This window comes from Desulfosediminicola sp. (assembly GCF_048381775.1).
GTDB classification, from domain to species: Bacteria; Desulfobacterota; Desulfobulbia; order Desulfobulbales; family Desulfocapsaceae; genus Desulfopila; species Desulfopila ganghwensis.
This window is the reverse complement of the sequence record NZ_JBLXGE010000004.1, coordinates 40,806-53,273: the sequence shown is the minus strand read 5'-3', so window position 1 is coordinate 53,273 and position 12,468 is coordinate 40,806. Positions and strand designations below refer to the sequence as shown.

The window sequence follows — 12,468 nt, the reverse complement described above, 5'->3', positions numbered from 1 at the left end:
AGTTCAATATACTCCGTTACTTGACATGAGGAGTTATCAGTGACTACGACTGTTATAAAAGGTCTCGACAACAACGGAATACGCATCAGCTCAATGAAGTTTGAGAAGATGGTTCGCTCTGCTGCGTCTGAGTCCTCATCCCTGCTATTAGAAACATACGGCCAGCATAATATCGGTATCCGGCTTCAACACGAGGACGGACTCGACATCAATGTTAAAGGCCCATCCGGGCAGCGTCTCGGCTGTATGGGTTTACCCGGCACCTCCATCAAATGTGAAGGTGCAACTTCAGACGACCTCGGTTACCTGAACATCGGCGCGGAAATTACCGTTATCGGTGATGCCACCAATGGCGCCTGTAACGCCATGGCCGCTGGTAAAGTATACGTTGCCGGCTCAATTGGTGCCCGCGGTCTCACCATGACCAAGTGGAACCCGGCCTATGAAAAACCCGAGCTTTGGGTTCTCGGTTCGACCGGTGACTCTTTTGCCGAGTTCAACTGTGGCGGTATCGCTGTAGTTTGCGGTATCGATGCCAAAACCCCGGAGAATGTCCTCGGCTACCGTCCCTGTGTCGGTATGGTTGGTGGTACAATCTACTTCCGCGGTGAAACCGACAGCTCATTTTCCCGTAACAATGCCCGGCTTGATGTACCTAACGACGAGCAATGGCAGTGGCTTACTGAAAATATGGCCGGCTACCTGCAGAAAATTGGCCGGGAAGAATTGCTTGAGACCCTCACCAAGCGTGATGAATGGCAGATCCTGATCGCCATTACTCCACAGGAGCGCGCCCTGATGTGGTCGGGACCTATGCCTATGGCTGAGTTCCGCAACGAGCACTGGAACAAAGCTTTCGGCGGCGACCCGCTGCGCGATCTGGCCCCGGGCCTTGATCGTAGCCCGATTACAGCAATCGTCACCGACGACCTGCGCCGCAAAAAACCTTTCTGGGCCAATCAGGAATCAGCCGCCCCTTGTACCTACTATTGCCCGGTACATATACCGACCATTGACCGGCTGAGACTCATTCGCGAAGGAAAAGCGGATGAAGCTTACGAAATGCTGCTCCGCTACACCCCGCTGCCAGCCTCCGTCTGCGGCGCCGTATGCCCGAACCTCTGTATGGAGAACTGTTCCAGAACAGGTGTTGACGACTCCATCGACATGCATATTCTCGGTCGGGCTGTCGGTAACTTTCATGCCCCTGAAGCTCAAGCATCTACCGGCAAAAAAGTGGCCATCATCGGTGGCGGCCCTGCAGGAATGAGTGTTGCCTGGCAGCTGGCTCTGGCCGGCGTCCACGCACATATCTTCGAATCAGGTGACCAGCTTGGCGGTAAGCTTGCCCAGGTTATCCCCTGGGAGAGACTCCCCCGGGCTATCTGGGACATTGAGATTGAGCGTTTTAACTCCATGGAAAACATCGAGGTAAGTCTGAATACCGAGATGAGCAAGGAGAAGTTCACCGCATTACAGAAGGACTACGACTACGTAGTTATTGCAATTGGTACTCACGAGCCTCGTCGTCTGCAGTTCCCTGGTCACGAGAATGTAACCGCCGCGCTGGACTTCCTCAAATCAGCCAAGAGCAGCTCACCGATGGAAGTGGGCCGTGAGGTGGTTGTGATCGGTGCCGGTAATGTGGGCTGTGACGTTGCCTGTGAAGCGTATAGGCTTGGTGCAGAGAAAGTCACCCTGGTGGATATCCAGAAACCGCTTGCTTTCGGCAAGGAAAAAGAGGCAGCCCAGGAACTTGGCGCCCAATTTCGCTGGCCTGTTTCCACTAAGGAAATCACCAAAGAGGGGCTGATAACCGCCGAAGGTGACCTGATTCCGGCTCAATCGGTCTTTATCTCTATCGGTGATGTACCGGCTCTCTCGTTCCTGCCTGATACCGTAGAGACAATCACAGTGGGCGGTGCCGCCTGGATCACCACCAACAAGGCTCATGTCACTTCCAGTGGCAATGTACTCGCCGTCGGTGACGTGGAAAAACCAGGACTTGCCACCAACGCACTCGGTGCCGGTAAGGAAGCTGCCGAATTCATTATCGCCCAGTGCAAAGGTGAAGAGTTCAAACCGTTTAACAAATCGGTTATCAGCAAACGAGCACTCACCATTAATCACTACTCTCCTTGTTCCAAGGGATCGACCGAAACGGATCAGGCGGAACGATGCCTCTCCTGCGCTTCGTGTCGTGACTGTCATCTCTGTGAGACCATCTGTCCCACCGGGGCCATTACCCGCCGCGAGATAATTATCGGTTCGCAGAACGGATATGAATTCAAGTCAGATTTCGACTTTGAATATGTCTCCGACGATAAAAAATGTATCGCCTGTGGATTCTGTGCAGATACCTGCCCTTGCGGTATCTGGACCATGAACCCGCTGTAGCAGTCAATCTGCTTCCGATATATTCAGCCGATCTACCGTTTGTTCAGCGGTGGATCGGCTTTTTTTCCCTTACCAAAGTCGATCACGCCGCTCATGGCTGAGCAGATACGACTTCAGCTCCACACCGCTTGCAAAGCCTGTAAGTTTCCCTCCCGCTCCCACTACCCGATGACAGGGTATAATGAGCGGAATCGGGTTTTTGTTTGCTGCCTGCCCTACTGCTCGGCTCAATCCCGGACTCCCTAGTTTTGCAGCTATTTGCCCATATGTTAACACTTGGCCATGAGGAATATCCTCTATGATGTGCCAGACTTTTCTTTGAAATTCTGTGCCATTCAGCTGTATTGGCAGGTCAAACGAACGTAATCTTCCATTTATATATTCCTCAAGTTGCTCATGTGCCCTACGGTGGAGTTCACACTCGCTATGACGGGGATTACGTTGTGATAACAGTCGCTCCTTTTCGATAGACCCGATAATAAATTGTAAAGATTGCAGGCTTTCACCATCACTCGTCAAAAATATCCCTGACAACGGTCCCTGATCAAGCGAACAGAAGGTTTGTATACAATTCATGGTTATATATGTGGAAAATTAAATTATAATAATAAACTCTGATTCCCCACAATCTTCAGCTTAAAGAGGTGAGAAGAGAGATGCGGCAGATTGGCATGTGGCCCTCCGGAAATCGATTCATTATATTGAGTTGCCGGGAACACTTCTTTAGCTTTGGGCTGTTACTCCTCCCCCCTAACTACTTGCTCCTCACGCCTCGATTCGTGAAGCTGGGCTTTAAGGGGAATCAGATCATTAATTAAGGTGAGATATACGACACTTTATATCCCATTGCGTTGACAGCAAAGACAAACAAAGTGTATTCTTGGCAGGAAGTTATGTTACATTTCTATTAACGCTTTAATACCCCTCGTGAAAATGCAAGACCCTCTACATAAAATACTGGTACCGATCAAGGATATCCAGAATATTCGCGGCGTGGCGATGCCCATTGGTCTGGAATACCTGCAACTTGTGGTAACCGGGCCACCGGGAGCTGGAAAATCGTATTATATCAACCAGATCAAAGGGTGGCCTAACGAAGGGTATATCGACCTTACCCGAAAAGGGTGGTGGAAAGACCAGACGCTGATCTACAGGCCGCGGGAGGTCCACCTCGGCATGCCTTTTGCCGGGCACAAAGAAGCTCTTACTGTCTTTGAAAAGGAATGGCTGGAGCAGGATCCTCCGCCACCAATCGAATTTGAACGCCTCAAGATTCCGCCTAAAAAGCAATATTTTTTCCAGACCAACTGGCGGCAACGGTATATTTTCGAATTCCTTCTTCCCGACTATGAGACAATTTACAGACGCCGGAAAGAACGTCAGAGCCGCGGTTATTTTCCAGTTGATACAGAATTAACCGAGGAAATTGTTCAGAAACAGATCCAGGCATACCAGGAAATTGCCCTCTATCTGCATCGGGCTGGTTTAAATGTTTATATTCGCATAGGGCTTGAGGGCAAGCCGATGCGTATAGCCGAAAAGGGCGTTGCCACCATACCTAAATGGGCGATCAGTTATAGCCCACCACGCCCGAGCCTTAAAACCTGGGCAGGCTGGAAGCAGGTCATTGGTATGAAACAAGGCAATTGGTTTACTATCACCAATGACATACGTCGTATCAGGGGGATCAATAGAATCGCCCATGATGGCCGAACATTCGAAATGCTTCTTGGTGACCAGCGCCTCTGCTTCCACCCTGAAATTCCACTGGGAGTCAAACGGAAAGATATACGAAAGAGCTGGATCATCAACACCCCCCAGGCATGCTCAAGCACAGACCCCACCGGTTTTGTCCGCATCGCTCCTGGTGAAACGGTGATCCTCGGTAAAGCCAACAGCGAATACGACACTATTCTTCAGTTCTCGGAACAAGTAGCAAATCGCCACGCCACTATCACAAATAACAGGGGAGATCTGACCATAACCCCGCTTGACGAGAAATACGGTGTCAAACTTGTTCGTTTTGATGATCTGGACTACCGGGAGCAGGTCGAGGCAAATCGACAGAAAGCCTTTATCACCATACGGCATCTTTATGGAGGCCCGATCGCTTTGCTTGAGCCTGATGTGGCGCTAAAACGGATTCAGGAACTCAACACCCTGATGGATAATGAACCAATGCGTCCACCCAGGCGAGACGGCATGCCAGGAGGAATCATTGAACTCGATCAGCGCGCGTTGCCCCTGATTATCGGTGATCTGCATGGAATGGTTGATAACCTGCTAAAAATTATCGCCGAGAACTGCCTGCTCAATTGCCTGCAATCTAAATCAACGACAATCATAATTCTTGGCGATGCAGTTCATTCAGAACTCCTCGACGAGATGGAGTCAATGGATAGCTCAATCCTGTTGATGGATCTGATCATAACACTCAAACTTCGCTTTCCTGAAAACTTCTTCTACATACGCGGAAACCACGACACTTTTGCCACGAATATCAGTAAAAACGGTATTCTTCAGGGAGTGCTGATGCGTAACCGCCTGGTTGAACTCCGTGGCGAAGAATATGCGCAGGAGATGGAAAAGTTGTATGACAAACTCGCCTATGTCGTCAAATCCAAACACTTTTATGGTTGCCACGCGGCCCCACCACGTACTCAGGTCACGTACGATGACATAGTACATATCGCCGACAATCCCGTACTCATCAGAGAAGTGACCAAAAACAGGCTCCAGCGGCCTCATTATCTGGCAGGATACACCAAAAGCGATGTTAAAAAATTCAGGAAGGCATTGAAGGTTAAAAAAGGAACACCTTTCATAGTCGGTCATACACCACTTGACCCATTCGGCTCAATCTGGAAAAACGTTGGCTCAATCAAGAACCACCATATTATCTACAGCGCCCATCAAGAGGGTCCCGCCATTTTACAACAGCTGAAAGGTGGCCTTATCCCTCTGACCTACCCTGCAGAGCCTCTGACCAAACTGATAAATAATATCTGACTTTCATTGCCATGTTCATACAGGCCGCACAATGGTTGTCATATTGGACTCCAACTGGAATCATCGCCACCTGCCCCTGGTCACACCCGGCGGTTGTTCCGCCGTCAATCCCGGTTGCTCGTCTGCCGGATCCCGCACATTACCTCCTGATCAATTCCTGCCAATTTCTTTGTGTAATATAGTTTTCTTAACACAATCTTAATATTCAGTATTTTTTCAAAGATTCCATAACTAACTGGTCCAACGTACTTATTCAATTTATCTACCCTTAATTGCAGCCCAATATTTGATTGGCAATTCTTGATAGTTCGGTTTAGTTTAACCTGTTTTTAATATTCGCCTAATATTAGTGTTAGGAGAGAGACAATTCTAGCTTGAATTGAACCAAAATGCCTGATGGCAAAAAAACAAAAGTGAAGAGGTCAATGATCATGCGATCAACTACGCCCCTGTCGGGCCTGTTCCGACGTTCACCGTTTAAGCCGATTCAGGAACACATGCGTGCAGTGTTCTCCTGTATCTGTCTGGTACCACCCCTATTCGACGCAATCTATGCCAAGGATAAAGGACAGACCAGAAATTTATCCCGACAAATCAGTGAACTGGAAACTGAAGCGGATAAAATCAAATCCACCTTCAGACTTAACATGCCTACCTCGTTATTGATGCCGGTAGACAGAAAAGATTTACTCGGTCTTATCAGCGATCAGGACTCCATCGCCGACACGGCAGAAGCTATCAGTCAGATAGTCACCTTCAGGGATATGATTGTCCCCGACAAACTCAAATCCCATCTTGACGAGCTGCTTGAGGGAACCATGGAGGTAACTTCCGAAGCCAAGGAAATGATTGAACAACTCGACGAGTTGCTGGAAGTTGGCTTTGGAGGACGTGAAATGGCACGAGTCACCGAAATGATTGCCGGTGTGCGCCGCAGCGAACACAATATCGACGCCATCCTCCATCGCGCACGCAGGGCGCTTTTTGAAATTGAGGCTGAATTAGATCCAGTTTCTGTGATGTATTGGTACAAGATACTCGAACTTCTTGGCAACATTTCAGACCAGTCTGAGAATATGGCTGACCGCGTACTTTTGTTCCTGTCCAAATAAGAGGGGAAAATGGAAATTATTGCTACTTATGGAACCGCCATGGTCATCCTGGCGGTTATCTTCGGACTCTACATGACCTGGGGTATTGGCGCCAATGACCTTGCCAATGCCATGGGAACCTCTGTTGGTGCAGGTGCCATCACCGTAAAACAGGCTATATGCATCGCCATTATCTTCGAATTTATGGGGGCTGTACTGGCTGGAGGCCATGTTACCTCAACAATTCGTAAAGGCATCATCGATCCCTCCGGTATCGCTGCCAATCCCGAAATCCTTGTTTATGGTATGCTGGCATCGCTTCTGGCTGCTGCACTATGGCTGATGATTGCCTCTACCAGAGGTTGGCCTGTTTCAACCACACACTCCATTATCGGCGCGCTTATCGGATTTGCTCTCGTTGGAATCGGACCCGAAGCCGTTAAATGGAGCAAAGTGGGCAGCGTTGTTGCCAGCTGGGTAATATCCCCTGCTATTGGTGGCACGATTGCCTTTTTATTGGTGATGAGCACCAGAAAGCTTATTTTCGACACGGATCAGCCACTAAGGAACGCCAAGAAGTATGCGCCGGCTTACATTTTCATGGTGGGCTTCATGATCTCCCTTGTCACCCTCTTCAAGGGACTCAAACATCTGAACGTTGATCTCACCGTCCTCCAGAGTTTTGCCGTCGCGAGCATTATTGGCGCAATGGCAGCTGCGCTGGGCTGGTACTTCATCAGAAATATTAAAGAAGATATCGGCACCAACCGGGAAACCCACTTCGCCAGTGTGGAGAAAGTTTTCAGCCCGATGATGCTCTTTACGGCCTGCGCCATGGCCTTTGCCCACGGCTCAAACGATGTGGCAAACGGAATCGGACCGCTCGCTGCTGTAGTAAGTATTGTCGGTTCCGGTGGTGAAGTTATGCAGGAATCCGATCTGCCTGTCTGGATTCTGCTGCTGGGTGGCGGTGGTATCGTGCTCGGTCTTATCACCCTCGGCTACAGGGTTATGCTTACTGTCGGTAAAAAGATCACAGAACTCACACCATCCCGCGGCTTCTGTGCTGAACTTGCAGCGGCAACCACAGTAGTCCTCGCCTCCAGGACAGGGCTGCCGGTTTCCACCACACACATCCTGGTAGGTTCCGTACTGGGTGTAGGTTTAGCCAGAGGAATCGGCGCGCTTGATCTCCGAGTCGTCGGAAACATTATTATTTCCTGGGTGGTCACCTTGCCGGCAGGCGCTGTCATGGCCATGCTGATATTCTTCACCCTGAAAGGTATCTTTGGTTAACCTGGAAGTATAGAGCAGGAAAAGATTCAAGCCCGACCGGTATTTTTACCAGTCGGGCTTTTTTGTTACCTATACAACAATCCGAGATGCGATTTCCAGGTCTCCTGATTTTTCAGCGGGCAGAGCCCCCCCGGGCCTCTGCCATAAAATCCCTCCAGATGGGTACAGCCGTTCTTCCACCGTTTTCCTTGTCGCCAAGGGTCTGATTCAGATCATGGCCGACCCATACTCCACTGATATAGTTACCGTTAAAGCCAACAAACCAGGCGTCTCTGTTTTTATCGGTGGTACCGGTCTTACCACCTGTTGCGCCGGGCAAGCCACCGGCACGCTTTCCGGTACCATTGGTCACCACCTCTTCCAGCATGGCTTCCATGTTGAGTGCGGTCCTTGGTGTCATCGCCTGAACCCTCATGGGCGACTCCCGCCAGAGCTCTTTGTCCTCCACCACAATGCGGCGAATAAATGACGGCTCGGTGTAAATACCACTGTTGACAAATGGTCCATAAGCAGCAGTTATCTCGAGCAGAGAAACATCCACCGTACCAAGAGCCAGGGACAGATCTGGTGGCATCTTCGCGGTAATGCCAGAGGCGTCAGCCATGGCATGAACTCGTTTGACCCCGACATTTTGCATCAACCGGACAGCCGCAACGTTATAGGAGTTTGCCAGTGCATTCTTTAAGGTGGTATCCCCATGATATGTTCCGGAGTAATTCTTCGGCTGCCAGACGCCATGTTTACCGCCGGAAATAGAAAGAGGTGCATCACTGATGATGCTGAGCGGTTTCCATCCATCCTGAAGAGCGGCGGCAAAAACGAAAGGCTTGAAAATTGAACCTGCAGGCCGTTTTGCCTGGACCGCCCGGTTAAACGGTGATGCAAAATAATCAGCCCCCCCGACCAATGCCCTTACCCTGCCGTTGCTGCGCTCGATACACACCAGTGCCCCCTGCGGTATCCGGCGCGAATTTACATCCCTCAGCGCCTGACGGACACCTGCAGAGCGCAGTCCACTGACCACCGCTTGAGTAGCACTTTTCTGTAATTTCGGATCGAGGTGAGTGTAGATTCTCGCGCCCGCTTCCTGCAGTGGACGACCTAAGATCTCAGTTGCCTGCTTTTTGACCACATCGAGGTAATAACCGTTGACCGGGTCAAATCCCCGCTTGCCAGCTCTCAAATTCAGCTTGGAAATATAGGCGACCCTGGCCTTGTCCGGAGTAATATAACCGTCATCCGCCATCCTGTTGAGTACATATCGTTGCCTCGCCCGAGCTCTATCCAGATGCTTCAAAGGAGAATATCTGGTGGGTGCCTGCGGCAGACCGGCAAGCAGCGCCACCTCTCCAAGAGTTAGCTGCGAGGCCGATTTACCAAAATAGACCTGAGAAGCGGCCTCCACCCCAAAAGCACCCTCACCCAGGTATATCTGATTGAGGTAGATATAGAGGATCTCCTTTTTCGTCAGAAGAGTATCTATTCTCCAGGCAAGTATCGCCTCCTTGAACTTTCGGATATATGTTTTCTCAGGGCTAAGCAGCAAGCCGCGAGCCACCTGCTGGGTTATAGTGGAACCTCCCTGGCTCTTGCGACCACTTTTCAAATTTACCACCAGGGCACGCATTACCGAGATAAAATCAAGCCCCTTATGCTCATAAAAACGGCCATCTTCCGCAGCTACAAAAGCATCCGGAAGCAGTTCATGCATGGCCTCAAGCTCCACAACGGTTCTGTTTTCCGCAAAGACCCGCTCGATAACTCTGCCGTGCCGGTCATAGATTATAGAGGCCTCAGCCGGTTGGTAGTTGGCTACTGTGCGAATATCCGGGATCTGCAAGCTCTTCATTATAAAGAGAGAACTGCCCAGAAATATAGTGAGCAGCAGGCAGATTGAAAACAGAAACCCGATTATATGTTTCTCATTACGCGGTTTCCTGCGAGGCTGGGTTGGCTTACTGGAAGCCTTGGATGACTTGCTTTTCTTTTCGTCTGACACAAGGAGAATAGTGTTGGTAAAAATTGGCTCTTTCTGTATCTTTAATGACCAGACCCAAATGTACCATTTACCTTTCAACAAGCAACTCTAATTCGTTTCATTCATGGCTAAAATCCGTATCCTGCCTGAGCAGTTGGCAAACCAGATAGCTGCAGGCGAAGTAGTAGAGCGCCCGGCCTCCGTCGTCAAAGAACTGGTTGAAAACAGTCTTGACGCAAGTGCAGACCGCATTGAAGTTGAGATCGAGGGTGGCGGCACCCGGCTCATCCGCATCATTGACAACGGTGAAGGAATGGATGAGGACGATGTGCTACTCAGCCTTGAGCGACATGGTACTTCTAAAATACAAACCGATAAGGACCTGAACGCCATCAATACCCTCGGGTTCAGAGGGGAGGCTATTCCCTCTATCGGTTCCGTTTCCAAAATGACCATCACCTCACGCCGACACGATGCCGACCTCGGCACTCGCGCTGAAATTCAATTCGGCAAGCTGACCAGGGTCCACGAAGCTGGCTGCAGCGTTGGGACTATATTTGAGATCAAAAACCTGTTCGGCAACACACCTGCCAGGAAAAAATTCCTGCGTACCATGCGTACCGAACTCAATCACATCGATGAGGTCATCCGCAATTACGCCCTGGCAAACCCTGATGTCACCTTCTCCCTGACAGTTAACTCAAAGCGTAACCTCTATCTGGATAACTCCCTGACTCTTCAGCAGAGGCTTGCTCAGCTGATCAACTACACCGGCAGGTTCATACAGGTTGGCGACGATCAGGTTCATTCCCCCGAACGGAGGGTCTATGGTTACCTGATCCCGCCGGAACGTCTGCATACGGGTCCCGCGCGGCTTCGCCTTTTTGTCAACGGTCGGGCAATCAAGGACAGGATGATGGTTCACGCTGCCGCGGAAGGCTTAAGAGGCTTTCTGATGAAGGGCAAGAACCCGGCGGGTTTGCTGCATCTGCTCTTGCCCGCAGATGAAGTGGACGTCAATGTACACCCTGCCAAGCATGAGGTGCGGTTTCGCGACAGCCGCAGTATCCACGCTCTCATAACCGAAACAGTGGCCAAAGCCATGCTGGGGGAGCAGAGAAGGCTGCAGACTGCAATGTTCGGTTCTTCCCGATCCGAGACGACAACTATTCCGCTGGAACGAGAGCAGCCGGCAGGCAACCCGTTCGTGCCTCTTGAATCCGAACCCAGCCAGGAAGATCTGATAGATAAAGCACAGGCAAGCCCCCTCTCTTTTCCAACAACTGCGACATCCGACCAACCGGAACAACAGTCGCCCGCAAAGCCTGAAGCTGATTTTTTCAAACCAACCTCAAGCGGCATGAAACCTCAGCTGGACGCGAATGATTTTCAACCTGCTGCCTTTGAGCCGGAAACATCCCGATTCAGCACCCGGGAGCCACAGACCGAAAAGCTTCCACCTGTCCCTCCTATTCCCGCTGAACCATTGCAGGAAAAGGCGAATACAGTCTCATTCCAGCAAACATCATTGCTGCCGGAACAGAATAACGGCCATGGCTTGCAGGTAATCGGCCAATTTGCTGACCTTTATATTTTTTGTAAAAGCAGTGAAGGGTTACTGGTCATTGATCAGCACGCCGCCCATGAACGCTTGATATACGAGGAACTTCGCCAGCAATATCTCAGTAGAAATACCGCCAGCCAGAACCTGCTCTTCCCTGAAACGATTGAGTTGACACTTTTCCAGTCTCAACTGGTGGAAAAGCATCAGGAGGAACTGGCACACATGGGGTTTTCCATCCGTGAATTTGGTGGTAATTCGTGGATAATTTCTGCCGTTCCTGCCATAACCGGAAAAGTCGGACCGGCAGATCTATTCATTGACGTGCTCGAACAGTTCGGCAGTGAAAGTTCACGTCGGGAATCTGGTGATATTGTCGATACTATCCTCGCCACCATGGCATGTAAAGCTGCAGTAAAAGCCGGCACCACGCTCAGTGTAGAAGAAATTGATGCGCTTCTAATGCGAATGGCCAGGGCGAATCTCTTTTCCCATTGCCCGCACGGCCGACCTGTCGTAAAACAATTCAGCCCTGAAGACTTGAAAAAATGGTTTTACAGAACATAAAAAGCCCTGTCTGCTCCACGCCTCTACCCACAGCATGTGTCATCATTATTGCAATTTTTCTGACAATGCTTGGTGGCTGTGCAAAAAAACCGGTCGGCAAAATGATTGAAACTACTGCCTATTGCGGCTGTGGCCAATGCTGTGGCTGGGAGCGCGGCAGCTGGTCGAAGCTGAAGCTCGATGTGTGGAACAGATACGTAAGCCAGGGGCATCAGGCCGGACAACCGTATAGTGGACGAACTGCCAGCGGCACCAAACCCAGCGAACCACAGCCCGGGCTCTTTTCCATGGATTCTGCCGCAAAACCATGGACCATCCCTTACAGGATGATGCCCTGGGCTATCATGGCCGATGAGGGAACCATAGCAGCCGATACCCGCTATTACCCTTTCGGCACCAGGATGTATGTTCCAGGCTATGGCTGGGGCCGGGTCGAGGACCGCGGCGGAGCAATCAAGGGCAGCAACAGGATCGACCTCTATTTCAAGTCGCACCAGGAGGCCCTTGAGTGGGGCCGAAAACGACTTAGAGTAGAAATTTACTACCCATAACATAAACAACCTGCAGAC

8 protein-coding genes are annotated in these 12,468 nt (G+C 50.5%); 6 read left to right on the top strand and 2 right to left on the bottom strand.

All coding sequences use genetic code 11. From position 1 onward, the window contains the following. Positions 1-39 precede the first annotated feature (39 nt). Positions 40-2,397, top strand: coding sequence for an FAD-dependent oxidoreductase (locus ACN5NT_RS07930; RefSeq protein WP_419175068.1), 2,358 nt, complete (start codon positions 40-42; stop codon positions 2,395-2,397). Between the two features lie 69 nt (positions 2,398-2,466). Here ACN5NT_RS07930 and ACN5NT_RS07925 read toward each other — a convergent pair whose 3' ends face one another. Next, a complete protein-coding gene (locus ACN5NT_RS07925) occupies positions 2,467-2,973 on the bottom strand; it encodes a methylated-DNA--[protein]-cysteine S-methyltransferase (protein WP_419175067.1) in 507 nt (168 codons plus the stop codon). Between the two features lie 357 nt (positions 2,974-3,330). On the opposite strand from ACN5NT_RS07925, the gene ACN5NT_RS07920 reads away from it, so the two are divergent. From ACN5NT_RS07920 to ACN5NT_RS07910, 3 genes are all read left to right on the top strand, one after another. Beyond that, complete coding sequence (locus tag ACN5NT_RS07920; RefSeq protein ID WP_136797879.1) at positions 3,331-5,406, top strand: metallophosphoesterase; 2,076 nt, start codon at positions 3,331-3,333, stop codon at positions 5,404-5,406. A 425-nt stretch (positions 5,407-5,831) separates the two neighbouring features. Further along, positions 5,832-6,518 (top strand): TIGR00153 family protein, encoded by a 687-nt coding sequence (locus tag ACN5NT_RS07915; RefSeq protein WP_136797880.1) that lies wholly within the window; start codon positions 5,832-5,834, stop codon positions 6,516-6,518. Between the two features lie 9 nt (positions 6,519-6,527). Next, the gene (locus tag ACN5NT_RS07910) at positions 6,528-7,793 is read left to right on the top strand and encodes an inorganic phosphate transporter (RefSeq protein WP_136797881.1); all 1,266 of its coding nucleotides are present in this window, start codon (positions 6,528-6,530) and stop codon (positions 7,791-7,793) included. 112 nt (positions 7,794-7,905) lie between these two features. Here the strand turns inward: ACN5NT_RS07910 and ACN5NT_RS07905 are convergent, their stop codons facing one another. After that, on the bottom strand, positions 7,906-9,642 hold the full coding sequence (locus tag ACN5NT_RS07905) for a penicillin-binding protein 1A (protein ID WP_419175066.1): 1,737 nt from the start codon (positions 9,640-9,642) through the stop codon (positions 7,906-7,908). Between the two features lie 253 nt (positions 9,643-9,895). Here ACN5NT_RS07905 and mutL point away from each other — a divergent pair, with 253 nt between their 5' ends. Together mutL and ACN5NT_RS07895 are read left to right on the top strand one after the other, a co-directional pair. Further along, on the top strand, positions 9,896-11,899 hold the full coding sequence (gene mutL / locus ACN5NT_RS07900) for a DNA mismatch repair endonuclease MutL (RefSeq protein WP_419175065.1): 2,004 nt from the start codon (positions 9,896-9,898) through the stop codon (positions 11,897-11,899). 101 nt (positions 11,900-12,000) lie between these two features. Next, positions 12,001-12,450 carry a 3D domain-containing protein gene (locus tag ACN5NT_RS07895; protein WP_419175064.1) on the top strand — a complete coding sequence of 150 codons (450 nt, stop codon included), beginning with the start codon at positions 12,001-12,003 and terminating at the stop codon, positions 12,448-12,450. The last annotated feature ends 18 nt before the right edge of the window (positions 12,451-12,468 follow it).

Coding starts and splice junctions, on each gene's coding strand:
- ACN5NT_RS07925 (WP_419175067.1), bottom strand. CDS start 2,973: ATGAATTGTATACAAACCTTCTGTTCGCTTGATCAGGGACCGTTGTCA.
- ACN5NT_RS07920 (WP_136797879.1), top strand. CDS start 3,331: ATGCAAGACCCTCTACATAAAATACTGGTACCGATCAAGGATATCCAG.
- ACN5NT_RS07915 (WP_136797880.1), top strand. CDS start 5,832: ATGATCATGCGATCAACTACGCCCCTGTCGGGCCTGTTCCGACGTTCA.
- ACN5NT_RS07910 (WP_136797881.1), top strand. CDS start 6,528: ATGGAAATTATTGCTACTTATGGAACCGCCATGGTCATCCTGGCGGTT.
- ACN5NT_RS07905 (WP_419175066.1), bottom strand. CDS start 9,642: ATGAAGAGCTTGCAGATCCCGGATATTCGCACAGTAGCCAACTACCAA.
- mutL (WP_419175065.1), top strand. CDS start 9,896: ATGGCTAAAATCCGTATCCTGCCTGAGCAGTTGGCAAACCAGATAGCT.
- ACN5NT_RS07895 (WP_419175064.1), top strand. CDS start 12,001: ATGATTGAAACTACTGCCTATTGCGGCTGTGGCCAATGCTGTGGCTGG.